General features: G+C 39.4%; 21 protein-coding genes. 10 read left to right on the top strand and 11 right to left on the bottom strand.

Going from position 1 to position 24,145, the window contains the following annotated elements; translation table 11 throughout:
- Nucleotide 1: 1 nt before the first annotated feature.
- The 5 genes from ACQ334_RS20905 to ACQ334_RS20885 form a co-directional block, all read right to left on the bottom strand.
- On the bottom strand, nucleotides 2-2,443 hold the full coding sequence (locus tag ACQ334_RS20905; RefSeq protein WP_430990215.1) for an ABC transporter permease: 2,442 nt from the start codon (nucleotides 2,441-2,443) through the stop codon (nucleotides 2-4).
- 15 nt (nucleotides 2,444-2,458) lie between these two features.
- A complete protein-coding gene (locus ACQ334_RS20900) occupies nucleotides 2,459-4,840 on the bottom strand; it encodes an ABC transporter permease (RefSeq protein WP_430990214.1) in 2,382 nt (793 codons plus the stop codon).
- Nucleotides 4,841-4,960: 120 nt separating this feature from the next.
- Complete coding sequence (locus tag ACQ334_RS20895) at nucleotides 4,961-5,638, bottom strand: ABC transporter ATP-binding protein (protein ID WP_430990213.1); 678 nt, start codon at nucleotides 5,636-5,638, stop codon at nucleotides 4,961-4,963.
- An 11-nt stretch (nucleotides 5,639-5,649) separates the two neighbouring features.
- Nucleotides 5,650-5,856, bottom strand: coding sequence for a hypothetical protein (locus ACQ334_RS20890; RefSeq protein WP_430990212.1), 207 nt, complete (start codon nucleotides 5,854-5,856; stop codon nucleotides 5,650-5,652).
- 10 nt (nucleotides 5,857-5,866) lie between these two features.
- Nucleotides 5,867-7,120: an efflux RND transporter periplasmic adaptor subunit gene (locus tag ACQ334_RS20885; RefSeq protein ID WP_430990211.1), complete on the bottom strand. Its 1,254-nt coding sequence runs from the start codon at nucleotides 7,118-7,120 to the stop codon at nucleotides 5,867-5,869.
- Nucleotides 7,121-7,444: 324 nt separating this feature from the next.
- Here ACQ334_RS20885 and ACQ334_RS20880 point away from each other — a divergent pair, with 324 nt between their 5' ends.
- Nucleotides 7,445-8,803 carry a sigma-54-dependent transcriptional regulator gene (locus ACQ334_RS20880; protein ID WP_430990210.1) on the top strand — a complete coding sequence of 453 codons (1,359 nt, stop codon included), beginning with the start codon at nucleotides 7,445-7,447 and terminating at the stop codon, nucleotides 8,801-8,803.
- Entirely contained in the window at nucleotides 8,793-10,148 is a 1,356-nt protein-coding gene (locus ACQ334_RS20875; RefSeq protein WP_430990209.1) for a sensor histidine kinase, read from the top strand. Before ACQ334_RS20880 ends, ACQ334_RS20875 begins: the two co-directional genes overlap by 11 nt.
- A 178-nt stretch (nucleotides 10,149-10,326) precedes the next feature.
- On the opposite strand, the gene ACQ334_RS20870 is transcribed toward ACQ334_RS20875, so the two are convergent.
- Nucleotides 10,327-11,205, bottom strand: a complete 879-nt coding sequence (locus tag ACQ334_RS20870; protein ID WP_430990208.1) for a hypothetical protein — start codon at nucleotides 11,203-11,205, stop codon at nucleotides 10,327-10,329.
- A 148-nt stretch (nucleotides 11,206-11,353) separates the two neighbouring features.
- Here ACQ334_RS20870 and ACQ334_RS20865 point away from each other — a divergent pair, with 148 nt between their 5' ends.
- The 4 genes from ACQ334_RS20865 (at nucleotide 11,354) to ACQ334_RS20850 (ending at nucleotide 13,950) form a co-directional block, all read left to right on the top strand.
- Nucleotides 11,354-11,857 (top strand): DUF4251 domain-containing protein, encoded by a 504-nt coding sequence (locus tag ACQ334_RS20865; protein WP_430990207.1) that lies wholly within the window; start codon nucleotides 11,354-11,356, stop codon nucleotides 11,855-11,857.
- A 196-nt stretch (nucleotides 11,858-12,053) separates the two neighbouring features.
- Nucleotides 12,054-12,767: a hypothetical protein gene (locus tag ACQ334_RS20860; RefSeq protein ID WP_430990206.1), complete on the top strand. Its 714-nt coding sequence runs from the start codon at nucleotides 12,054-12,056 to the stop codon at nucleotides 12,765-12,767.
- Between the two features lie 54 nt (nucleotides 12,768-12,821).
- The gene (locus ACQ334_RS20855; RefSeq protein WP_430990205.1) at nucleotides 12,822-13,400 is read left to right on the top strand and encodes a Crp/Fnr family transcriptional regulator; all 579 of its coding nucleotides are present in this window, start codon (nucleotides 12,822-12,824) and stop codon (nucleotides 13,398-13,400) included.
- A 130-nt stretch (nucleotides 13,401-13,530) separates the two neighbouring features.
- Entirely contained in the window at nucleotides 13,531-13,950 is a 420-nt protein-coding gene (locus ACQ334_RS20850) for a DUF4345 domain-containing protein (protein ID WP_430990204.1), read from the top strand.
- A gap of 30 nt (nucleotides 13,951-13,980) precedes the next feature.
- Here the strand turns inward: ACQ334_RS20850 and ACQ334_RS20845 are convergent, their stop codons facing one another.
- From ACQ334_RS20845 to ACQ334_RS20830, 4 genes are all read right to left on the bottom strand, one after another.
- Nucleotides 13,981-14,226: a hypothetical protein gene (locus ACQ334_RS20845; RefSeq protein WP_430990203.1), complete on the bottom strand. Its 246-nt coding sequence runs from the start codon at nucleotides 14,224-14,226 to the stop codon at nucleotides 13,981-13,983.
- Nucleotides 14,227-14,384: 158 nt separating this feature from the next.
- Nucleotides 14,385-17,651, bottom strand: coding sequence for a S41 family peptidase (locus ACQ334_RS20840; protein ID WP_430990202.1), 3,267 nt, complete (start codon nucleotides 17,649-17,651; stop codon nucleotides 14,385-14,387).
- A gap of 455 nt (nucleotides 17,652-18,106) precedes the next feature.
- Entirely contained in the window at nucleotides 18,107-18,451 is a 345-nt protein-coding gene (locus ACQ334_RS20835) for a hypothetical protein (RefSeq protein WP_430990201.1), read from the bottom strand.
- A 250-nt stretch (nucleotides 18,452-18,701) separates the two neighbouring features.
- Nucleotides 18,702-19,070: a YccF domain-containing protein gene (locus ACQ334_RS20830; protein WP_430990200.1), complete on the bottom strand. Its 369-nt coding sequence runs from the start codon at nucleotides 19,068-19,070 to the stop codon at nucleotides 18,702-18,704.
- 306 nt (nucleotides 19,071-19,376) lie between these two features.
- Between ACQ334_RS20830 and pnuC the strand changes: the two genes are divergently transcribed.
- The 3 genes from pnuC to ACQ334_RS20815 all read left to right on the top strand — a co-directional run bounded on the left by pnuC (nucleotide 19,377) and on the right by ACQ334_RS20815 (nucleotide 21,808).
- Nucleotides 19,377-19,997 (top strand): nicotinamide riboside transporter PnuC, encoded by a 621-nt coding sequence (pnuC, locus tag ACQ334_RS20825; RefSeq protein WP_430990199.1) that lies wholly within the window; start codon nucleotides 19,377-19,379, stop codon nucleotides 19,995-19,997.
- Nucleotides 19,998-20,000: 3 nt separating this feature from the next.
- Nucleotides 20,001-21,068, top strand: coding sequence for an acyl-CoA dehydrogenase (locus ACQ334_RS20820; RefSeq protein WP_430990198.1), 1,068 nt, complete (start codon nucleotides 20,001-20,003; stop codon nucleotides 21,066-21,068).
- 224 nt (nucleotides 21,069-21,292) lie between these two features.
- Nucleotides 21,293-21,808 (top strand): hypothetical protein, encoded by a 516-nt coding sequence (locus ACQ334_RS20815; protein WP_430990197.1) that lies wholly within the window; start codon nucleotides 21,293-21,295, stop codon nucleotides 21,806-21,808.
- A gap of 55 nt (nucleotides 21,809-21,863) precedes the next feature.
- Here ACQ334_RS20815 and pepE read toward each other — a convergent pair whose 3' ends face one another.
- Nucleotides 21,864-22,577, bottom strand: a complete 714-nt coding sequence (gene pepE / locus ACQ334_RS20810) for a dipeptidase PepE (protein WP_430990196.1) — start codon at nucleotides 22,575-22,577, stop codon at nucleotides 21,864-21,866.
- A gap of 166 nt (nucleotides 22,578-22,743) precedes the next feature.
- On the opposite strand from pepE, the gene ACQ334_RS20805 reads away from it, so the two are divergent.
- Nucleotides 22,744-24,075 carry a Gfo/Idh/MocA family protein gene (locus tag ACQ334_RS20805; protein WP_430990195.1) on the top strand — a complete coding sequence of 444 codons (1,332 nt, stop codon included), beginning with the start codon at nucleotides 22,744-22,746 and terminating at the stop codon, nucleotides 24,073-24,075.
- Nucleotides 24,076-24,145: the final 70 nt, after the last annotated feature.

The following is a 24,145-nucleotide window of genomic DNA, read 5'->3' as shown; positions in this document are numbered from 1 at the left end:
TTTATTCTGTTCTTAAACTCTTTACCGGGTTAGAAAGTGCTGCCTTTATTGCCTGGAAACTTACTGTTAACAATGCTATCAGTAAAGCGGCAATACCTGCAAATACAAATACCCAAACGCTGATATCAATGCGGTATGCAAAATCACGAAGCCATTGGTGCATAGCCCACCATGCCACCGGGAATGCCAGTATTGCAGCAATCCCTACCAGTATTAAAAAATCTTTAGACAACATGGTTACCACATTGCCAACAGTAGCACCCAATACTTTTCTTATTCCAATTTCTTTAGTACGTTGCTCTGCCATATAAGTAACCAGGCCAAATAAACCCAGGCAGGCAATAACAATAGCCAGTATGGCAAACACAATAGCAACACTACCGGCACGCTGTTCGCTGCGGTACATATCATCAAACGAGTCGCTTAAAAAACGATAACTGAAAGGCATACCCGGTGCCATGGTTTTCCATTTAGCTTCTATTTGTGCCACCAGGTTTTTAGTGTTGGCAGTGCTTATTTTAAATGAGGCAAGGCCATTGCTGTTACGCAGGCTCATACACAAGGGACCCATTTTCTGCCGTAAACTTTCAAAATGAAAATCTTTTACCACACCAATGATCTCTCTCGGATACAGGTTATTATCATTTTGTTTATTAGAGGGTGCATAGAGCATTTTTCCCACAGGATTGTCGTAACCCAAAAGTTTGGCGGTGGTTTCTGTAATAAGCAATGCTGATGAATCAGCACCAAAATCTTTTGAAAAATTTCTTCCCTGCACAATTTCCATTCCCATGGTTTTAATATAATCATAATCAATTCTCCAGGTTTGCATATCAATACTATTCTTTGTATCCATCACCGCTTCTTTAGAATACGTATTGTCGTTACGTGAAGAACTGCTAACAGGCAGAAAACTACTGATAGTGCCGCTACCTACACCCTGCATCGCCAGTACATCATTTTTAAATGCCTGTACATTTTTATCTAAAGCATAAGCATCGTTAATGATCAATACCTGGTCTTTATTAAAACCTAATTTTTTATTTTGAATATAGTCTAGTTGTTTGTACACCACTATAGTACAGATGATGAGCATAATGGAAGTAGCAAACTGAAATACCACTAATACATTCCGCAGATTACTTTTCTTAAACCCTGTATTTACATTTCCTTTTAAAACAACGATCGGTTTAAAACCGGAAAGAAATAAAGCAGGGTAGCTGCCTGCCAGTAAGCCCACCACAAAAGGAAGCAATACCAGGAATGGCAATATCCTTACACTCAGCAGATCATTTATTGAAAGTGATTTTGCTGCAATAGTATTAAATAGGGGTAATACAAAATAAGCTACCGCAATGGCAATGATTAATGCAATAATTGCAGTAAGAGTAGACTCTACCAGGAACTGTGCGATCAATGTTTTTCTTTCGGTACCCAATACTTTACGTATGCCCACTTCTTTTGCCCGGTTGGCACTGCGTGCCGTACTCAGGTTCATAAAATTGATGCAGGCTAAAAGGAGTATGAACAAAGCCACCGCAGAAAAAATATACACATACTGGATATTACCTGATGGTGTGATCTCAAAAGCATAATCACTGTGCAAATGAATATCCGTTAAAGGCATCAGCGAATATTGCAACTTGTTACCCGCCTTCTTCAACTCTTCCATACTGCTTACTTTAATAAATTGCTGTACAGATGGCAATACATATTTAGCAGTATATTCATCTAAATGCTTTTCAAACGCTTTATAATCTGTACCGGGTTTTAATAAAAGATAGGTAAGAAAGTTATGGCTGGTAAATTGCCCCCACTGGTACTTCACATTCTTCATCGATAAAAGAAACTCAAAATTAAAATGTGAGTTCTGTGGAATATCATTGATCACCGCAGTGATCTTATAAGCTGTGGTGCCGCTATCATTTTTAATTTCAATGTTTTTACCCAAAACATTTACTACTCCAAAATATTTTTTAGCAGTACTTGTAGTTACTACAATAGTGTTGGGTTCATTCAAAGCTGTTTTGGTATCTCCTTCAACAGCAGGTAAACCAAATACGGTAAAAAAAGTAGAGTCCGCATAAGCAATATGTGGCTCATTAATAAATTCATTGCCTTTTTTTATAAGCTTACTGCCTTCGTTGGTGTATATACGGGCATATTCTTCTACCTGCGGATAATCTTTTTTAAGCAATGGCCCCATCATGTCGGAGGTTTGCGTCATGTGCAGGTCGCCACCTCCAAAACGCAGATCAGAATTGATCCGGTAAATACGGTTGGCATCAGAAAGATATTTATCGTAGCTGAGTTCGTTAGTTACATACAACGTAATTAATAAACAGGTAGCAAGGCCTATGGCGAGGCCAAAAATATTTATAGCGCTGTAGCCTTTGTTTTTCCAAAGGTTCCTGAACGCTACTTTAAAATAATTTTTAATCATGGCCTAAGATTTTAATTATTCTGTTCTTAAACTTTTTACCGGGTTTGCCACCGCTGCTTTTATAGCCTGGTAGCTTACAGTAAATATGGCTATCAGGATAGCAACTGCGCCTGCTATTAAAAATATCCACCAGCTGATAGCAATTCTGTATTGGTATCCCTGCAGCCATTTGTTCATCATCCACCAGGCTGCAGGAAATGCAACAAGGCATGAAACACCTACCAGTTTTAAGAAATCTTTTGAAACCAAAGCTGCAATACCAGGTACGCTTGCACCCAATACTTTTCTTACGCCTATTTCTTTTGTTCTGCGTTCTGCTGTAAAAGCTGCCAATCCAAATAAACCCAGGCAGGATATAATGATCGCCAATGCTGCAAATACCCTTGATAATTTACCAATCAGCGCTTCCGTTAAAAACATCTGGTTAAACTGTTCATCAACAAACCTGAAGTTGAAAGGAAATGCAGCATTATCTTTTTTCATCACGGCTTCAATTTTTGCCAAAGCCTGTTCTGTATTATTTTTTTCTTTTAACCTTATGTACATTTTGTTGGCATGTTCAGGTGCCGTACAGAAAAACATTACAGGATCAGGTGTGCCATACATATTGCCATACACATAATCATTTACCACACCTGTTACTGTAAGTTTTGTTCCGCTTGTATCACCTGTATTCCATAAAATTTTATTCAGGGCACTTTCTTTACCCATCAGCTTTTCCAATGATTGTGTGATGATAACATTGAGATTTTTGGAGTTGATGGAATCAGTAGGTATAAAATCCCTGCCCGACAATATCTTCATCTCAGAAGTACTTATAAATTCAGGTGTAACATTTCTTCCGGAAATAAGTACCTGCATACCCGGTGCTTTTCCCTGCCAGGTTAAACTACCGGTATTGTTTCCTCCATATAAAGTAGTATGATCACTTAAAGCAACATTCTCCACTACGCCGGTATTCAGCAGGTCTTGTTTCATGGCTTCATAATAATGAGCAACATCCCCCTGTGCATCAGCCTCTACTAAATTGTTTCTGTTAAATCCTATGCTACGGCTTTTTACATGTTGTACCTGCTGATAAACAACTACAGTAGAGATAATAAGTATAATGGAAATACTGAATTGTGTTACCACCAGGCCTTTGCGGATGAGTGCTGCACTGCCATCTTTAAGCTTAATCCCTTTTAATACAAAAACCGGTTTAAAGGAAGATAAATAAAGCGAAGGATAACTACCTGCCACTACGCCGCAAATAAGTGTAATGATAAGCAGGGCAGCAATATGTAAAGAAATATTGTTGTTTAAAGAGAGTTGCTTTTGAACAAGGCTATTAAATGCAGGCAGCAATAAGTATATAAATGATACCGCAATTAATGCTGCAATAAATGCCATAAATAATGCTTCGCTGATAAATTGCAGGATCAATCTTTTTTTTCCGGCACCTAATACTTTTCTTACCCCAACTTCTTTTGCTCTTTGTTCGCTACGGGCTGTAGCAAGATTCATAAAGTTGATACAGGCAATTAATAAAATGATCCATGCTATTATAGAAAAGAGCCTTACATATTCAATCTGCCCGCCGCCGGTAGCCACACCATTCTCAAATTTATTATACAAATGCCACTGACTCATATTCCATAAAAAAGGGCGTGCAATAGATTTAGGTTCCCGTTGCTGTATAAAATTGTACAGTATTTTATTTACTGCCGCTACATCTGCACCCGCCTTTAATTCTACATAAGTGCTTAATGAATTATTGCCCCATTGGTGCAACCACGGGTTTTGATCATACATGATCTCAAAAGGTGCAGCCCATTCAAATTGTAAAGAAGAATTTGTAGGAATATCTTTCAGCACACCGGCAACTACATAATCCTGTTTATTATCCACACGTACTGTTTTGCCAATAACATTCTGGTCGTTGCCAAAAAATTTCTTTGCCGCTTTTTCTGTTATTACTAATGAGTAACGTTGTTTGAAAACTTCTTTCGGGTTGCCTTGTACAAAAGGCAATGTAAACATGGTAAACAGAGAAGGCTCTGTGTAAATACCGCCGGCATAAATGGTTTTATCACCAATGGTAAAAAGTGTGGCATCGGTATCATATACTCTGCAGGTATTGGCTATCCCCGGAATTTCGGCCTGCATGGCCGGCGCCATTACACCAGGTGTGGAACCAAATGTTGCAGTGTAGCTATCGTATTTCTGGTTTTCTCTTATAAAGTATAAGTTATCTTTCTTTGCATTAAATGTATCATAACTCACTTCATCCTCTACCCATAAAAAAATTAACCCGGCACATGCAATGCCAATCGCCAATCCAAAAATATTAAGGAAACTATATCCCTTATTTTTTAAAAGGTTACGAAAGCTTGTTTTAAAAAAGTTGTTAAACATGGCTATACTTTATAATTGATCATGAAGAATGAAATAATTAATAATGGATTTGTGAAAAACATTAATTAATTGAAAAAAGCTGCCTGTCATGGCTAGTATTCGGCAGCTTTTTATTTTCACTTACACTAAAATATTCTCTGTTACTGTCTGTCCATCCAGCATACGTATAATGCGGTGGCTGTACTTGGCATCATGTTCACTATGCGTTACCATTACTATTGTGGTGCCTTGTTCATTCAAATCGGTAAGCATCTGCATTACTTCATTACCATTGGAAGAATCCAGGTTACCCGTAGGTTCATCTGCAAGAATTAATTTAGGGTTATTTACTACAGCTCTTGCTACGGCTACACGTTGCTGCTGACCACCTGACAATTGTTGCGGATAGTGATTGCGGCGGTGCATGATCTGTACTTTATCCAGTACATCTTCCACTCTTTTTTTGCGGTCGGCGGCTTTTATGCCCAGGTATATTAAAGGCAGTTCCACATTTTCAAAAACTGTCAGTTCATCAATCAGGTTAAAACTCTGAAACACAAAACCAATATTGTGTTTGCGCAGGTCGGCCCTTTTACGTTCGTTGAATTTAGATACTTCAATACCATTGAAAATAAAACTTCCGCCATCCTGATCATCCAGTAAGCCCAGAATATTCAGCAAGGTACTTTTGCCACAACCCGACGGGCCCATGATGGCAACAAATTCGCCTTCTTTTACATGCAGTGAAAGTTTGTTTAAAGCAACGGTTTCCACTTCTTCAGTTCTGTAATACTTTTCAAGATTGGTAATATTGATCATACTTTTTTGTTTTAAAAATGATTGCCGGGTATTAAAATTGTAAAAGGATCTGTTTCTGGTACAGCTATTTCTGCCTGTACTTTTTTATCGTTGATACATTTAGTTACAGTGTTGCTGCAGGTTTTAGCTGTACAGTTTTCTGAACTGGCAAATAAATCGGTAGACTTTGCCACCAGCAATACTGCTGCAAAAAATGTGATGATGAAAAACGTTTTCATGTTTATTAATTTATTTTTTTAAGATCAGTTCCTGCATGGTACCGTAGTTTTCATAACTGCTGGTAACCACTTTATCTCCTGGTTTAAGGCCTTGTAATACCTGGTAATAATCAGGGCTCTGCAAACCTAATTGTATATCTACTTTATATGCTTTGCTGCCATCTTCACTTACTTTAAATATCCAGTTGCCGCCAGTCTGTTGGTAAAATCCACCCTTAGGTAAAATAACCGCCTGCATTTCATCACTCAATGCCAGTTTTATCTGTAGTGTTTGCCCACGGCGAATGCCCTGTGGTATGGTATCACTAAATTCCATATCTACCTGGAACCTGCCGTTGGTTACCTGTGTAAAAACTTTTTTAATGCTCAGCTTATAATCTTTGCCTGCAATAGTTGCAATACCATTAAGGCCTATAAAAATTCTTGAAATATAATGTTCATCCACATCTACCCTTACTTTAAAACCGGTGGCTGCATCAATCTGTCCCAGTCTTTCGCCTTTGTTTTTAGATTGGCCGATTTCTGCATCCAAAGAAGTTAACTGTCCATCAATAGGTGCTCTTACAATTAAGTCGCCTACTTTTTTACGCATCAGTTCCAATGTATTCTGCATCCTTGATAAAGATTGCTTATCCTGGTCGCTCATTAATTTTACCGAAGCACCATCCTGTTTTAAAATATCATCCGCTAATTTTTTACGGCGTACCTGGTAATTATAAATGTTTTCGCTTTGCAGGTATTCCTGCTGGCCAATCACTTTCTGGTCGTATAATTTTTTATTCAGTGTATATACTCTTTGTGCTTCTGCCAGTGCATTATCTACATCCGCCATCTGGTTTAATTTGCCGGTAGTATTCTGCGTAGCATTATTTTTAGAAATGTTCATTTGTGTCAACACATTAAATACCTGCGTTTCCTGGTTGGCAAGGCTCAGTTCCAGGTCGGTGTTACTTAATCTTAAAATGGGTTGATCTTTTTTCATCATGGTACCATCTTCCACATATTTTTCTTCTACCCTTCCGCCTTCCAGTGCATCTAAATAAATAGTGGTTTGCGGTAACACAATACCGTTAACGGGGATAAATTCCTGGAACGGGCCTTTTTTAATTTCACTGATGGTGATACGTTCTGTATCCACATTCAAACGGCTTTTGCCCGAAGTGAAGTAAACAGCCCCTGCAATTAATAGTACAATACCGGCAATACCGCCGATGGTTAAAATGCGTTTGGTGTTCCAGGTTTTCTTTTCTATTACTCTGTCCATGTCAAAAATTTTCTGAAAGTTACTTCTCCTGTTTTTAAAGTTTTATAAAAATCATCCCGTTTGGTGAGTACGGGATGATCTTTTTTCATGACTACACCACATGAGAAGGTTGTGATTACCGATACCATCTATGAAAGTTGTGCCAGTTTTTAAATCCTGTCATTATCAGCACTTTAGCAAATCCGGAGCCGCCCAAGTGTACGGTTTTGATACAGCAGGTGTACGGTTTTGATACAGTAATTTTTAAGCGGAATAAATAAGCATTTTGTTATCATGCAATTGTATTTTTGGCATGGAATGCGATATTGCTAAACAAACTAAAGAATGCTGCTTAAAAACGCCACCATATTAGTAATTGACGACGACACCGATGTATTAACGGCAGTGCGCCTCTTATTAAAAACAGAAGTAAAGGAAGTTGTGATTGAAAAAAATCCCGATGCCATTAAAACTTTACTGCCTAAAAAAGAATTTGACCTGATACTGCTGGATATGAATTTCAACAGTAGTATCAATACCGGCAACGAAGGTATTTTCTGGTTGAAAAAGATAAAAGAGTTGTCTCCTGCAACAGCCGTTATTATGATTACCGCTTATGGCGATATTGACCTGGCTGTTCGTTCTTTAAAAGAAGGTGCCGGCGATTTTGTTATAAAGCCCTGGCATAACGAGCGGTTACTGGAAACGATAAAAGAGTTACTGCAAAGAAAATCGGGTACCATATCTGCCGTATCTGATACCAATCATTCTGTTATCGGATCGGAATTACTGGGAGAATCGGAACCTATGCAGGACATTTTTAAGAAGATAGAAAAGATTGCACCCACCGATGCAAATATTTTAGTACTGGGAGAAAACGGAACCGGTAAAGACCTGGTAGCTAAAGCAATCCATCAAAGATCTTTACGGGTTAATAAATCTTTTGTAAAAGTAGATGCCGGCTCTTTAACCGAAACCTTATTTGAAAGTGAATTGTTCGGTTATAAAAAAGGCGCTTTCACTGACGCTAAGGAAGATAGAATGGGAAGGTTTGAAGCGGCCAACGGTGGCACTTTGTTTTTAGATGAGATCGGCAATATCAGTTTGCAGCAACAAGCAAGGTTGCTGACTGTTTTGCAAAACCGGCAGGTTACAAGGTTGGGTTCTAATCAAGCGGTACCCATTGACATTAGGTTGATATGTGCCACCAACGTTCCCTTTGCTGCATTAGCAGATGAAAGCCGTTTTAGAAAAGATCTTATCTATCGTATCAATACTGTTGAGATCACTATTCCGCCATTGAGAAAAAGAGGCAGCGATATTGGCATGTTGGCCAAGCATTTTGTAAAACTATATGCGGCTAAATATTTTAAACCTAATATGGAACTGGATTTTGCTGCTTTAATTAAACTGGAGCAATATCATTTTCCAGGTAATGTACGGGAGTTGCAGTATGTAATTGAACGTGCAGTTATTATGAGTGAGGATGATGTGATCAATGACAGCGATCTTATTTTTTCATCACTGGAAAACCAGTTGAACCAGGAACAGGATGATGGTGCTGATTTTCGCCTGAGTACGGTAGAGCGTAATGCCATACAGAAAGTGGTGGAAAAACATAATGGCAATATTACCAAAGCCGCTAAGGAATTAGGTTTAACAAGAACAGCTTTATACAGGAGGTTGAGTAAATATGATATTTAAAAAAATTGAGTGGCGCTTATTGTTTAAGCTGGTGTTGCTGTTTGCAGTGCTAGCAGCGGCTGCATGGTTTTTGGTGAATAAAAATTATGTGTATGTTGGGGTGTTAGCTGCGGCAATTATTTTTTTAATGTATGATATTTACCGCATGCTTAAAAAAGCACAGGACGAAGTACAGGAATTTGTAGAGTCTATACATTACCGTGATTTTTCAAGATTCTTCAACGTAAAACATGCACCGGCAGAACTGCAACCCTTACGCCAGGGCTTTAACGATATCAACAGTACTTTTAAAGTGATCAGTAAAGAAAAAGAAGTGCAATACCAATACCTGCAAAAAATACTGGAATTGGTAGACACAGGTATTATCTCTTACGAAACCGAATCGGGTGAACTGAACTGGATGAACGATACCTTTAAAAAAATGATGGACATTCCTTATTTAAAAACCATTCATTCTTTAGAAAAAAGAGATGCTGTATTGTATAAAGAAGCTATCGCTATTCGCCCCGGCGAAACAAAAGTGGTGGAAATAACTAAAGAGAACAGGCAACTTAAAATTTTACTGGCAGCTACCATGTTTCAAACAGAAGGTAAAACCAATAAAGTAATTGCCTGCCAGAATATCAATGAAGCACTGGACGAAACCGAAGCCAAGGCCTGGCAAAAATTACTGAGTGTGATGACGCATGAGATCATGAATTCTGTAGCGCCCATTTCTTCGCTTGCGGGTACATTAAAAAACCGCTTGTCTAAAGCCAATGCATTTGCTGATGCAGGCAATGGTAATAATATGGACGACCTGGAGCTTGGACTGGAAACCATTCAGCGCCGCAGTGAAGGTTTATTAAAATTCACAGAAACTTACCGTAACCTGAATAAGATCACCACACCTAATCTTAAAAAAGTGTATGTACGTGATTTATTTGAGAGCCTGCATTCCCTGATGCAACCTACACTGGATCAAAAGAAGATTGAAATGGAAGTGATATTGAAAGATCCACACTTAACTGCCGCAGTTGATATCAATCTTATTGAACAGGTGCTCATCAATTTAGTAGTGAATGCAGTGGAGGCGGTAAAAGAAAAACCCAATCCCCGTATCATGCTGTCTGCCCTGCACGAAAATCATAAACTGTTAATTAAAGTATCCGACAATGGCTCGGGCATTTCTCCGGAAGTATTGGATAAAATTTTTATTCCTTTCTTCAGTACCAAAAAAAGCGGCAGTGGTATTGGTTTAAGTTTATGCAAACAAATTATGTTGCTGCACAAAGGCAATATACAGGTACAAAGCAGGGAAGGAGAAGGAACGGTATTTAGTTTATTGTTTACTGAGTTGCAGTAAACCTCATTTTTCCCTGGTTCTGCTTTCCTTTGGTTCGTGTCTCTTTTTCCCTTGGTTCGTGTCTCACGGACCAGTTTCTTTTTATTATTGAAACTTTGATGGATAACAAAAAACTAATTCGTACAAAGTGGTGGATTGTAGCGGAGAGGTCCGTGAGACACGAACCTTGGTAGAGCCTTTACTTTTCCAACGTGTAATAATATATCGTAGCACCAATTCCTTCAGCAGTTACATAATACCCATTTCCATCCGGTGCAAAAGCAATACTTTCTTCCTGTCCATGGCTCATAAATGAAGTTTGTATTTTTGGTGCTCTTTGTAAAGTAGTATAAATTGGTTCATTGCCTTCACGTTTCCAGTAGTACACATGTTGCAACGATTTTAGTAATACCTGTGTACCATCTGTTGATATTGCTCCGGATACCAACCAGTTCTTTTTACCCTGGTTATCAAAATGCAGTTTGCATTTTTTCTGTAACACTATGTTATCGTTGTCTTTAAAATTCAGTGCACAACTATACACCCCAACCGAATCTTCTCTTTTAGAAATAATGTACAATTGTTTATCCAGCGGATCTATCAATATAGTTTCGGCGTCGTGTTTACCATCAGGATAAGTAAGACTCATTGTTGCCGGTGTAAGAGTATCTGTTGTGGCTTTTATTGCAGGTTCTTTAAAACGATATATTTGTACAGATGGCCGCCAGGCAAAATTATCGCCGATATCTGCCAGGTAAATATAGTGTTGCCCTTTTACCGGGCCAATGCCCGTCGCAATATCTTCACAATCTACTGCGCCTGCCACACCACCAAATTTTGCTTTAAAAAAATAAGTAGTCATTAATTTTCCTGCCGGGCTGATAGCAAAAAAGCGGCTGGAATCGCCACTATCATTATGCACATAAAAAATATTTTGATTGATTTGAGATAAAGCCATACCTGATACTTCATTCAATACAGCGGCTGAAAGTTTTCCGGTAATTACCGGCCTTGTCGTCTGAGCTGTTGCTTGTAAAGACCCCGCCAGGAAAAAAAACCGACAGAAATATTTTATCATGGATAAGCTATTGTATTAGTTATGGTGGCGTAAGATAATACCGAAAAAGATAGTATAAGCCGGCATCGTAATTTTATAACATTATAACAACATCCCGGTGCAGTGATGGCTCGTTTATTGTTACATAAAAAATATAAAAACAGGTGATATGAAAAACAGTAAAAATTATTTATACAGTATTATAGTTACAGGTTTATTAATAACATTGGTTTCATGTAGTTCTTCGGGCCAAAGTACTTCAACAGCTGGTAATGCCGTTGCCCATGCGGTAGACAGCAGCAATTGGAAATTTACTGCTACTGATGCCATACCACAATATGGCGGTGGTGGCTCAAGACGCCTTGATGCAAACCAGGATGTTAAGTATAGCAATAACAAACTGGTGGTTTATTTACCTTATTTCGGCAGAGATTATACCGGCGCTTCTGCTTATGCCAATAAAGGGCCCCTTGATTTTACCTCCAATGATGTTACTATAAAAAAACAAAAAAGTACTAAAGGCCGTTGGCTGATCACCATTATACCAAATGATAACCGTGAAGTGCAATCCATGAATTTTACTATTTACCCTAATGGCAATACCAATCTTGCTGTTACCATGACCAACCGTTCGGGAATAAGTTATAGTGGCACAGTGGAGCCGATAAAATAAATAATTTTCTCTTTGTAAATTCGCCCTGCAATGCATTCTGCCATTGCAAAAATCATTTCTGTGTAGTACCTTAACACCTCTAACTAAAACCGCCCTGGTATAACAAAACACCGATCCAATTATTTATGATTGCCATACAAAGTCAGCTGGCATTTTCCATAAATTATTATACCGTATAACTTTTAAATAAACTTATATGTCCAAAGAATCGGTATTGGGAATATTTGAGAAGATCATAGCGCCATTTCATAACATGTCTATTGTTATAACGGCTTTTTCAGCATTGTCTATACATGCATTGCTCACCAATTTTTTTGAACCGTTAATTCATTTGTATTATACCTTATTACTTACCTTTCCGCTTACAGCCGGGCTTCTTGTAGTATTTCTTATTTTATACAATACCAATTGGAAAAAGATCACCATTGCTCATATCGTCCTTTCGCCTTTACCTGTTGCTTTATTATTTATGTTGCTCACCGGTATTTCTGAAAAATACGGGCTTGAGAAAATGGGAAAACATGAACAGGAAGAAAAAAAAGTTGCTGAACATAAAATTGAGAAAAAAGATTCTTTAGCCCCTGTTTCTTTTGCTCCCTCAACTAAAAACGCCTCCGCTAATCCTTATGAGGGAATGCAGGGGTTGTTGAAAAAAATGCAAGCGGCAGACTCTACAGCTCAATACAGGCAGGAACACCCGGCCTGGTATGAAAAAACCCAGCTCACCAGGAATCTTGCCTGGGCTATAGGATTTATATGGCAGAGCTTTATTAAAATGTATAATAACTATGGCCCCACAAGGTTTATTTCAGGAGTGTTGCTGGCTTTGTTTTTAACCTGGTATATTCAAACCAAGGCAATCAATAAAATAACAGCCGGGCCCAAAAAAGCCAGTACTAATGAAGCCTGATTGCAATCGTATTCTATTATCACCTGAATATTGTTTTTAATTATCTTTATCCGGATGGAAAAGGAATTACTTAAAAAATTTGTACTGCAGATTTATCCTTTACAGGCAGAGGAGCTGAAAGCGTTTGTGCATAACTGGCAGCCTGTAACAGCAAAAAGAAAAAGTATCTTAACCGCTGCCGGCGAAACTGAACGGTACCTGTATTTTGTAGTAGATGGTATTCAACGGGTATTTTACCTGGCAGATAGAAATAAAGAAGCGACTATCATATTTTCTTATCCTCCTTCTTTTAGTGGTGTAGCAGACAGTTTTCTTACCCAAACACCATCGCCTTATTTTTTTGAAGCCCTTACTGCCAGTAGCTTTTTACGCATTTCTTATAATGAATTACAAAATTTAATTAAAGAATATCCCGGTATACAGCAAATGATAGTTACTGCTATTTCATTCGCTTTTAAAAATGCTTTACACCGCCAGGTAGAGCTCCAGTGCTTCAGCAATGAAGAAAAATTCAGGGCTTTATTACAACGCAGTCCGCATATATTGCAACTGGTACCACATAAATATTTAGCTTCTTACCTGGGTATAGATGTTACCAACTTCAGCAAGTTGATGAACACAGTTAAAATCTGATTATTTTTCATCTCTTTAAAAATCTTGGTTTTTACCAACATTTATTTTTTTGCTACTGCAGAATTTTGTGCGGTAATAATTGCAATACAGCAGTTGGTATTGTACACTTTAACACACTAAAAAATAATTTATGAAAAAGAACAGGATCTTAAAGATGCTCTCGGGTTTTATTATTGGATTCACAGCTTTTGCCATTGTACTTATAAGCATCATGGCGTTTGTAAATCCGCAGGCGGTTATGGATATGGTACAGGTTAAACTTACCACCACGGATGCTATCAGTTCAATAAGAGCCGTATATGGCGGTATTGGAATGTTGCTATTTATACAACTGGTTTACCTGTTGTATAAAAATCAAATGCAGGGCCTGGTACTGGTAGCTTTGTTTGGTGGCTTTTACGCAGTATCAAGAGTGATCACCATTTTTAATGAGGGTAGCCTGGGTGCATTTGGCAGGCAGTGGCTTTCTATTGAAGCTACGCTTTGTGTAGCAGCAATTGTGGTGTTGGTATTACGACACAAAAGTGGTCAGACTTTCAGCAGTAAATAATAGTAAACTTTTATGTACCGGATATAGTTATCATAATACTTCTTGCAATGTTTCGGCAATAGCTTGCAGTAATTCCCTGGTGATATCCTTGTTATGTTTTATTGCTTCCGGATCAATCAGGGCCCTGTATTGGCCTTCTTCATCGGGTTCAAAATTGATGATGGTATCAAAAACAGTAATTGCTATTTTATAAGAATAGCCATAGGTAATGAGTGATCCGGGAAAAAGATATTCTTTCCCATTAAAGTCTATTGGTAATTCAAAAGAATTATCCATGCAGGTAAGGTTTGCTGCAAAGGTGGTGTAAAACATTTACAGCATCATAAAAACATTTTTAAACCATATATGCATATAGGGCATTTAGTTTACAAGAACAGTTTTTTGTATTTTCTTAATGCCCGATATGCCTAAATGGTTAACTCAATAATGGTGTATTACTTATCGTAGTTAAAAGATTTATCAGGATGCAGTGGCGCCTTAACAGGCTGCACTGGCTCTTCCTTTATTTTTTTCTTCAGGTATTCAATAGCTGCTTCCAGTTGAGCATCTTTTCCTTTAAAGGTTTCAAAAGGTAAATTATCCACTGTAATATCAGGTTCCACACCACGGCCTTCAATCAGCCATTTTCCTTCGGGACCAAAAACGCCAAACTCTGCGGCACTGGCAATACCATTATCTACTAAGCGGTTGCTGCTGCTCAGCCAGATTTCTCCGCCCCATGTTCTCATACCAATTACTTTACCCAGTCCTAGCCTGCGGAAACCTTCAGTAACCGCTTCTCCATCTGATGAAGTAACCTGGTCGCACAAAATAACCATATGCCCACGGAAAGCATAATGCATATTCCAGCTCGGCCCGCCTGCACGCCCCTGCCAGTACATCCATGCCTTACGCATCAGTTTTTCCAATACCCAGGCATCAATATTACCACCAAAATTATGGCGTACATCTATTATCAATCCTTTACGATCGAACACCGGGTAAAATTGTTTTACAAAATCATCCATATCGCCACCGCCCATGGCTTTTAAATGCACGTAGCCAATATCGTTACTACCTGAGCTATCCACTCTTTCTCTTCTTTCCAGTTCCCATTCGGCATAGCGCATCAGGTCATCATCTCTGAAAGAAAATGGTTTTACCACCTGTACATAAGGCTTCATGTTTTTATCCAGCAGGTTTAATTTTACCGGCACATTCACTTTGCCTGCTAGCAACTCTGATATATCCTGTACGTTTTTCAAGGCCACATTATTTACTGCTGTAATAATATCGCCTTCTTTTATACCCAGCTCCGGCTTGTTTAATGGTGAAGTGAAATCGGGATAATCAGGATCACTTTTATAAATATGACTGATGGTTAAGCCATTACTACTTTTTGTAAGTGTGGCACCTAAAAAGCCACATTGTATCTGGTCGGGTGAATTTCTTTTTTCGCCGCCGTACACAAAAGTGTGCAGTGCAGATAATTCACCTACCATTTGTGCAATCAGGTCGTCCAGTTCATATCGATCGGTAATGCGTTCCAGTAAAGGCTCATATTGTTTTCTCACTTTTACCCAATCTACTTTATGCATATCACGGTCATAAAAATAATCCCTCATCATGCGCCAGGCATCGGCAAACATTTCATTCCAGTCTTGTTGTGGGTTGATGGTAAAATTCCAGTTCTCTAATTCCAGTTTAGCTTTTTCCATATCCACTTTTTGCCCGTTAGCATCTGCAATAGCTAAAGCTTTATTTTTAAAAGAAATCAGTATTTTCCTTTTATTGCCTGATACAGTAAAGCCGGCAACGCCAGTGGCAACTGTGGAAGGTTCGTACTTTTTGCTTTCTTCAATTTTAAGCGCCATTAGTTTAGCGCCATCTTCATTACCTGCAGGGCCATTGTCCATCCAGTATAAAAATCCTTCGGCTGTGGCAAAGCCACCAATATTGCCATTTTTAACAGGCACCTGGTATAATTGTTTACTTATTTTTTGCCAGTCGTAGGTTTTAGCAGCAAAAGTTTCTTTTTTAACAGTGGCTTTTTTTTCTACTCCTTTCTTTTTTTCTGCCGGGTTAAACATGGAATCTGTTAACCAGGAATCTTTTTGCAAAAAAGGAAATTTTGCAGCGCTATCTAACTGTAAGGCATACAAGTTAGTGGTTTCTGTATAGTATGGTTCCGGCTGCCTTGCGCCCCATGGGCTGCTCACTTTGGTTTCCAGTTTTCTGTCAGATGCAAAATATAACCAGCTGCTGTCTGCCGACCATGAAGGGTTGTAACTATCCAAACGGGCGGTGGTGAGCGGCATAGTTTTCATTGTAGTGATATCCACCACGCTAATTTGTGAATTCTGGTTGGCGATACCTTCTGTAATGCTTAAAAATTTACTGTTTGCACTCCACGACATTTCAGATACCCCGCCATAAGAATCTTTATACTCAAATTTTATAGCGCCTGTGGCCACTTCCACAATCCGCATCACGCCATTCTTATCATTATAACCAATATATTTTCCATCGGGTGAAACACTAAAAAAACTGATAAGCACTTTAGTGTCTTTAGTAATTTGCTTTGCGGTATCTGTTCCATCAGCATTTACTTTCCATATTTCAAATTCGCCACTTTCATCAGATAAAACGGCCAGGCTTTTTTCATTGATAAAATGTACTTCTTTAAAACGGATACCACTCTTACGGGTAATCTCTACCCAGCGATCGCTTTTAGATGGTGATACAAACAATCTTCCCCTGCTGATGATGGCAGCGTAATTACCATTGGGGGAAATATCCCCGGTACTGATCGTATTCACCGGGCTTTTGATCCATCTTGGTTTGCGTTGATCAAAATCAGATAGCAGTGTAATATCCAACACACGTTCTTTGCCGGTGGCAATATCATACAACCATATATCGGCACCTTTCTGGTACACAATAGTTGATGCATAAATAGATGGCGATTGCAGGTCCCATCCTTTTGAAAAAGTATGTTGTTGTAATCCTTTACCATTTTTGTCCATCGACCAAAGATTCATGGTTCCATCTCTGTCGGATAAAAAGTAAATATTATTTTGGTACAACATCGGTTTGCAACTGGTACCATCAAAATCGGCAGTAAGGTTTACCGCTTCGCTTTTGCCATCAAATTTCCATACCTGTTCTATAAAACCGCCTTTGTATCTTTTGGTTTTACTGCCCTGGTTAGGCAGGCGGGTAAAAAATAAGGTACCGGCATCATCATAACAACCTTGTGATGCCTGTGATAAAGGGAGCGTTGCATAACTCAATGTTGCCGGATCTAATTTAATCAGTTGCGGCATGGGCAACTGGCTGTATTTACTGGTGCGGTATAAAATTTTTCCATCGCTGGTCCAGCCCGAATTGGACATATCCCAATTATCAAAATCGTAAGTAAGCCTTTTAGGTACACTGCCATTAATATTCATCACATACAATTCAGTAGGGCCTTCATATTGCCCGGTAAAGCTTAGCTGCTTTCCATCGGGTGAAATAGCGGGGCTGGTTTCCACACCAGGGTTAGTAGTTAACCGGGAGCTGATACCGTTTTGCATATCATACTTCCAAAGGTCGCCTTCGGCGGTAAAGATGACAATGTTTTTGTAGATAGCCGGGCTGCGGTAATAACCCTTTTGCTGAGCGGTTGCAGTGTTGCACATAAGCAGTACTAACACTACTGTAAGAAGTTTACAGTTCATGAATGAAGTTTAAGTTTAGGAGAATAAATATAATATTTTATTGGGATGTACGGCAGTTTTTCGACAGGCAGCACTTACATTATTCGATTATTATTAAGACGCCCCATAATGCCAGGCTTTATTTACAACTGAATTTTCTTAATCTCATTAGTTATCCTTTATTAAAAAGCGGTTGTGCGGCACCGGCAACATTCATATCAGCTTGCGGCAACCGGGCAATGGCTTTGGCAGAAAATAAAAGCAGTATGGGTAACAACTTTTTAATACTGGGCGTTTTGCAATAATGGTAGAAAGCCGGGAAGTTTTTGGAATACGTGAGAGTGGGTATTTTTTAAAAGTAAGGCGCACAGAGAAAATACCAGGAATGCGAACAGTCTGTGAGACAGGAACCAGGGTGATATAGAGAAAATAAAAAGCCCAAACATATGTTTGGGCTTTTGCAGGTTTATAATTGTTTAATAATTACCACGACGGTAAGAACGGCTATTACAGTTGCGCCTGTCATCACGCCTGCGGTCATGCCTGTTGTACCTGTCGTTGTCTCTGCGGTCACGCCTTCCGTATTTTTCATTGCGGTTGTTATTACCGTAGCGGTCGTTACGTTCGTCGTATTGATTATTATCGTTACCACGATTGTACTGGCCGTTATTATATTGATCATTGCCCTGGCTGTAAGGAACGTTTACATTATCGGAATTGCGTTTCTGCATATTCCTGCCATTACCATTTTGTGCACCGGCACTGCTGCTGATTAGTATAAAGGCACTTACAGCAAAGGTGATTAAGTAGAACTTTTTCATTGTATTTTATTTTTTTGGTTCATACAGTAGTATGTGAATACTGTGCCAACAGTTAATAAAAACAAGTTAAAGCCTGTTTTACTAAATGTATTTGTAAGAATAAATTTAGTCTTGCCTTAATAAAAGATAATACTGTAAAGGGTTGTAGCAGTGTAAGCCATGCTACTGCAATAAGATTTTTAGTGGCTGCTGTTAACAAGCGCATAACAGTAGTCATTATTTTTCAACTGCAAATAAAGGAGTATTATGTTCAGGTTATTTTTTTGCCGAAGGGCATCAGGGAAATTTCTATTAATTTAAAATGCTGCTGTCCCCATGGTATACCGATAATGGTAATAGATAACAACAATCCCATTACAATATGCACCATCGCTGTATACAAACCACCGCAAAGCAGCCATATGATATTACACAATACAGATAAGCAACCGGTATTACTGCTATCGCTCACTATTTTTTTGCCAAAGGGCCATAAAACAAGGCTGGCTAATTTAAAACATTGCAAACCCCAGGGAATACCTACTACAGTAATGCATAATACAAAACCACCCACCATATAACCCAGCGCTGCTAAAAGGCCGCCGAATATTAACCAGATTAAATTGCCGATAAGGTTCATGTTTGTTTGTTATTGAAGCTAGTAAAGATAATGTAAAGGCGGAGAAATTGGCACGTAGAGGCGCAGCGAACGCAGAGGAAGATTATACCCGTATCTTTGCCATCATACTCAAGGGGTGCCTTTTGGAAAAGTTACAAACGAGCTGACTTTTCTGATGAAAAACAGGCTGAGATTATACCCATTGAAAAAATGTTTCTGCATTTTTTCATACACCTGATCCGGATAATGCCGGCGTAGGAACAAAGGATAACAGTGCCTGTGTTGGCATCCCGGTCACGCTTTGAGTAATCATTTTAATATTTTGATATGAGCCTGTACGACTGGGGTAATTTATTCTGGCAACAAATTAAAGAAACAGATAGCTGGCAATGGTGGGCCGTTATTACCGGCGTTGCCGAAGTATTGCTGGCCAAAGCCAATAAGGTGTGGTTGTATCCTGCCGGTATTATCAGTACCGTGTTAACCGCATACATATTATTTAAGGGAAAGCTTTATGCCGAAAGCCTGCTGAATGTTTATTATTTAGTGATGAGTATTTATGGCTGGTGGTACTGGGTAAAAAAGAATGATAAGCCAGCGGTTAAAATAAGTTATTGTAACCGGCAGGATTGGATGATTGTTGTACTGATAACAACAATAAGTTTCAGCCTGCTGGCTTATGTACTCAGGTATCACACCACATCTAACGTACCGTATTGGGATGCCTGGGTAAGCGCTACCGCATGGGCTGGTATGTGGTTGCTTTCCAAACGAAAAATTGAAAACTGGATTGTATTAAATATATCTAATGCATTTGCCATACCCTTACTATTGTATAAACAGTATGCACTTTTTGCAGCACTCACTCTATTTTTATTTATTGTTGCCATACTGGGTTATTATCAATGGCGAAAAATAATACGTAACGAAAAATCACTGGCTACATAAACAATGACCACACACCCATCAGCACATATTGCACCAGAAATAGCCAACGCCTTACGAACGCTGGCTGCCGAAGCAGAACAACTGCAACAATTGCATCCTGCACAATTAGCTATCATTTTTGAAAACAACTGGTTTAATGTATTTGTACCAAAAACACATAATGGTTTACAACTAAGCTTACCCGAAGTATTGCAACTGGAAGAAGCATTGGCCTGGGCAGATGGATCAGTTGGCTGGACCATTACACTCTGTGCCGGTGCTGGTTGGTTTGTTGGTTTTTTAAATGCTGAATTAGGCACTACTATTTTTGAGCATTCCAAAGTTTGCCTGGCAGGAAGTGGCAAAGCTTCTGGTAAGGCAACTATTACTACCGATGGTTACGAGATCAGCGGCTTGTGGGACTATGCTACCGGCGCCAATGCCGCCACTGCTTTTACTGCCAACTGCGTAATAGAACAAAACGGTGTGCCTTTAAAAAATGGTGATGGCAGTCTGTTGATCCGTGCTTTTTTATTTTTAAAAGAGGAGGTTACCATTCACGAAAACTGGAAACGTATGGGCATGACCGCTACCGGCAGCCATAGTTTTGGAGTACAAAAAATTACCGTTAACAAAAACAGGGCCTTTATTATTGATCCTCAACATGCAGTATTAAAAGATCCGGTTTATCAATATCCTTTTTTACAATTGGCAGAAACCACACTTGCTGTAAACAGCAGTGGTATGGCAATGCGCTTTTTAGAACTCTGTGTACCCATTGCCGAAAAACGATCTACCACTGCAATGTTATTGATTTTAAAAAATGCTGTGCAGCAAATGGAGACAGCAAGACAATTATTCTATGCTACTGTAATAACATCATGGCAGGAATGCTGTAACAATCTTTCTATTTCATCAACAGTATTGCAAAATGTAAGTAGTGCCAGTAAAGCACTGGCCATTACTTCCAGGAAAATGGTGGAGGAGTTATATCCTTATTGCGGCATGCAGGCAGCTAATCCCGAAACGGAGCTTAACCGGGTTTGGCGCAACCTGCATACGGCAAGCCAGCATAGCATATTTAATGATTAAGAGAGATCGCACGCTGAGGGTAAAACTCTATTTGCCTGCGGCAAATAGAGTTTTACCACATAGGCATGTAGGACATATAGGTTTTTTGCCTTCGGCAAATTGTGAAGGGGTGGTACGAAGAGGTAGAGAGGGCGCAGAGAAAATTCCCTTTTTTATAAATCCTTTTCCCAATTTCGTGGGCTATGTTTTTTTGTTTCCTTTTCTTTGCAACAAATAAAAAAATAATGAGCAGTAAAGCAACCGTTCACAACAGCATGCGTATTTATCACCGTTACCTGGGGTTTTTCCTGGCGGGTATTATGGCAGTGTATGCCCTTAGTGGTATCGTTCTTATTTTCAGGGATACCAATTTTTTAAAACAAACCAAAGTGGTGGAGCAGCAATTGAAGCCCGGGCTTAGTGCCGATTCATTGGGTAAAGCCATCCGCATGCGTGACCTGAAAATTGAATCTGTAAACGGCGATGTGCAAAGTTTTAAAAACGGTACCTATAATACAGTAACCGGTGCAGTAAGTTATACTACTAAATCATTACCAAAGATGATTGAAAAATTAACACACTTACACAAAGCCAGTACCAAGGATCCGCTGTTTTATCTTAATGTGTTTTTTGGTGTGTCGTTGTTCTTCTTTGTAATTTCTTCTTTCTGGATGTTTATGCCTAAGACAACTATTTTTAAAAAGGGATTGTATTTTACTATTGCAGGTATAATACTTACATTAATAATGTTGTTCCTGTAACATATCAGAGAAGTCAAGTTTTTGAAACTTGACTTCTCTGATATGTCCATAATATTTACATCAAATAACTACAATCCTCCCCCGCAGCAATAATAGTTTTATGCAAGGCATTATTTTTATTGCTCAATACAAACGCAGCGGTGCTTCCTGTCATCATCAATTTATTATTATCCAACAACAGCGCCGTGCCTTCGGGCAGTGCCACAATGGGAACAGATGGGTTAAGCAGTAAAAATTCTTCCAGCCGCTGATCTCTTGTTTCGCCATTAAAACCAGGTACGGTTACATTGTAGTAATGCGGATTTATCTGGAAAGGAAAAAAAGCCAGCGCATTAAAACTACCGGGGTTAATGATAGGCATATCATTAGTAGTGCAGATAGTAGCACCGGTAATATTACTGCCGGCACTCCAGCCAATATAAGGCGTACCGTTGTTAACTTTTTGTTGTACCAGTTGCAATGCATTGGTACTATACAGATCATGCAGGAGTTTGAAAGTATTACCACCGCCAATCATTATAGCATCGGCTGTAGCAATAATACTTGTTGCATTCTCATGCGTTACTGTAATGATATTATATGTGGCAGGCAATGCAGCCCTTACTTTATCTGTGTATTCTTCGTAGTTGGCATCTACCGAAGCAAAGGGAACAAATGCAATAGTTGCAATTGTATTACCCAAAAAATTGTTGATAACAGGTGCGGCTGTTTCCAGGTAGCCGCCATTACCCGTTCTTGAACTGCTGAAAGCAAGGATGCGTTGGTGCATGTATAGTAAATTGAAGTATCAAAGTTAACCATAAGTGCAATGGGAACAAATCCAGTTACAACCAAAGGGCATGACTCACCACTCACGATTTTTAGGCAACTTCAAAATAAATTTGTAACTAGTGATATCTTTTTAAACCTTTCTTTTACGATTAAAAAATCTTGCTATGGCGTCACGTAAAGTTTTCCTGCAACAAGCAGCGGCACTTACCACAGGTGCATTGATTGTTCCTTCGTTAAGCAATTCTGTATTTGCATTTTTTAAAAACCGGGTAGCACCGTCTGACCAGATTAATATTGGCGTGATCGGTATCAACGGCATGGGCTGGACTGATGCCATGGCGGCCATTAAAGTGCCGGATGTAAATATTGTGGCTTTGTGCGATGTGGACCAGAACGTGATCAACAGAAGACTGGCCGATCTCACCAAACTAAATATTGCCACCGCTAATATTAAAATATTTAAAGATTACCGGGCATTGCTGGATATGAAGGATGTGGATGCCGTGATCATTGGCACACCCGACCACTGGCATTGCCTGCAGATGGTGGATGCCTGCAAGGCGGGCAAAGATGTGTATATAGAAAAACCTGTAGGTAATTCTATTACCGAATGCCGTATTATGATGGCGGCACAGCAACGGTACAACCGTGTGGTGCAGGCCGGGCAATGGCAACGCAGCCAGCAGCATTTTAAAGATGCGCTGGATTTTATTGCCACCGGCCAGCTGGGCAATATCCGCACGGTAAAAGTGTGGTGTTACCTGGGTTGGAAGCGGCCATTGTCAATTGTAGCCGATAGCCCCGTACCTGATGGCGTGGATTATACCACCTGGCTGGGGCCTGCCCTGGAACGGCCTTTCAACAGTAACCGCTTTCATTTCAGCTGGCGCTGGTTCTGGGATTATGCCGGTGGCTTAATGACTGACTGGGGTGTGCACTTGCTGGATTATGCCCTGATGGGTATGAATGCCACTGTACCGGTTTCCATCAGTGCTATCGGTGGCAATTTTGCCGACCCTACCACGCCGCAGGAGGCACCCGATACCATGAGCGTGAGTTACCAGTTTGAGCATTTTAATTTATTGTGGGACCATGCCATTGGCATTGAAAATGGTTTGTTCCGTAAAGAACATGGTATTGCTTTTATTGGCAATAATGGTACGCTGGAACTGGACCGTGGCGGCTGGGAAGTATTTGAAGAAGGCCGTAGTGCCAATAAAATTACCGTTGCCCGTAAGCCTTCTGTTGATGTTGGCATTAACCTGCATATGGAAAACTTTTTTTCGGTGGTGCGTAACCGCAAAACGGAAACATTGCATTGCCCTATCAGTGCTGCTGCAGATATTGCTACTTTAAGCCAGATGGGCAATATTGCTTTCCGCTCGGGTAAAAAATTATACTGGGATAAAGAAGACGGGCACTTTACGGATAAGTCGATCAATAAAAAATATATGACTGCTGCGTATCATAATGGATACAAGCTGCCGAAAGTGTAGGCGGTGTTAGTTTCTGTGGGGTCAGTGAGGAAAATACAAATGTTCAATGCCCAACACTCAATATTCAATG

Source organism: Ferruginibacter sp. SUN106, assembly GCF_050611765.1.
Classification (GTDB): domain Bacteria; phylum Bacteroidota; class Bacteroidia; order Chitinophagales; family Chitinophagaceae; genus Ferruginibacter.
The sequence above is the reverse complement of the archived record's forward strand: the minus strand, read 5'-3'. Positions and strand labels throughout refer to the sequence as shown.

Coding starts and splice junctions, on each gene's coding strand:
- ACQ334_RS20900 (WP_430990214.1), bottom strand. CDS start 4,840: ATGTTTAACAACTTTTTTAAAACAAGCTTTCGTAACCTTTTAAAAAAT.
- ACQ334_RS20840 (WP_430990202.1), bottom strand. CDS start 17,651: ATGAACTGTAAACTTCTTACAGTAGTGTTAGTACTGCTTATGTGCAAC.
- ACQ334_RS20865 (WP_430990207.1), top strand. CDS start 11,354: ATGAAAAACAGTAAAAATTATTTATACAGTATTATAGTTACAGGTTTA.
- ACQ334_RS20820 (WP_430990198.1), top strand. CDS start 20,001: ATGACCACACACCCATCAGCACATATTGCACCAGAAATAGCCAACGCC.
- ACQ334_RS20830 (WP_430990200.1), bottom strand. CDS start 19,070: ATGAACCTTATCGGCAATTTAATCTGGTTAATATTCGGCGGCCTTTTA.
- ACQ334_RS20870 (WP_430990208.1), bottom strand. CDS start 11,205: ATGATAAAATATTTCTGTCGGTTTTTTTTCCTGGCGGGGTCTTTACAA.
- ACQ334_RS20845 (WP_430990203.1), bottom strand. CDS start 14,226: ATGGATAATTCTTTTGAATTACCAATAGACTTTAATGGGAAAGAATAT.
- ACQ334_RS20805 (WP_430990195.1), top strand. CDS start 22,744: ATGGCGTCACGTAAAGTTTTCCTGCAACAAGCAGCGGCACTTACCACA.
- ACQ334_RS20895 (WP_430990213.1), bottom strand. CDS start 5,638: ATGATCAATATTACCAATCTTGAAAAGTATTACAGAACTGAAGAAGTG.
- ACQ334_RS20835 (WP_430990201.1), bottom strand. CDS start 18,451: ATGAAAAAGTTCTACTTAATCACCTTTGCTGTAAGTGCCTTTATACTA.
- ACQ334_RS20860 (WP_430990206.1), top strand. CDS start 12,054: ATGTCCAAAGAATCGGTATTGGGAATATTTGAGAAGATCATAGCGCCA.
- ACQ334_RS20880 (WP_430990210.1), top strand. CDS start 7,445: ATGCTGCTTAAAAACGCCACCATATTAGTAATTGACGACGACACCGAT.
- ACQ334_RS20875 (WP_430990209.1), top strand. CDS start 8,793: ATGATATTTAAAAAAATTGAGTGGCGCTTATTGTTTAAGCTGGTGTTG.
- pepE (WP_430990196.1), bottom strand. CDS start 22,577: ATGCACCAACGCATCCTTGCTTTCAGCAGTTCAAGAACGGGTAATGGC.
- ACQ334_RS20885 (WP_430990211.1), bottom strand. CDS start 7,120: ATGGACAGAGTAATAGAAAAGAAAACCTGGAACACCAAACGCATTTTA.
- ACQ334_RS20815 (WP_430990197.1), top strand. CDS start 21,293: ATGAGCAGTAAAGCAACCGTTCACAACAGCATGCGTATTTATCACCGT.
- ACQ334_RS20850 (WP_430990204.1), top strand. CDS start 13,531: ATGAAAAAGAACAGGATCTTAAAGATGCTCTCGGGTTTTATTATTGGA.
- ACQ334_RS20855 (WP_430990205.1), top strand. CDS start 12,822: ATGGAAAAGGAATTACTTAAAAAATTTGTACTGCAGATTTATCCTTTA.
- ACQ334_RS20905 (WP_430990215.1), bottom strand. CDS start 2,443: ATGATTAAAAATTATTTTAAAGTAGCGTTCAGGAACCTTTGGAAAAAC.
- ACQ334_RS20890 (WP_430990212.1), bottom strand. CDS start 5,856: ATGAAAACGTTTTTCATCATCACATTTTTTGCAGCAGTATTGCTGGTG.
- pnuC (WP_430990199.1), top strand. CDS start 19,377: ATGAGCCTGTACGACTGGGGTAATTTATTCTGGCAACAAATTAAAGAA.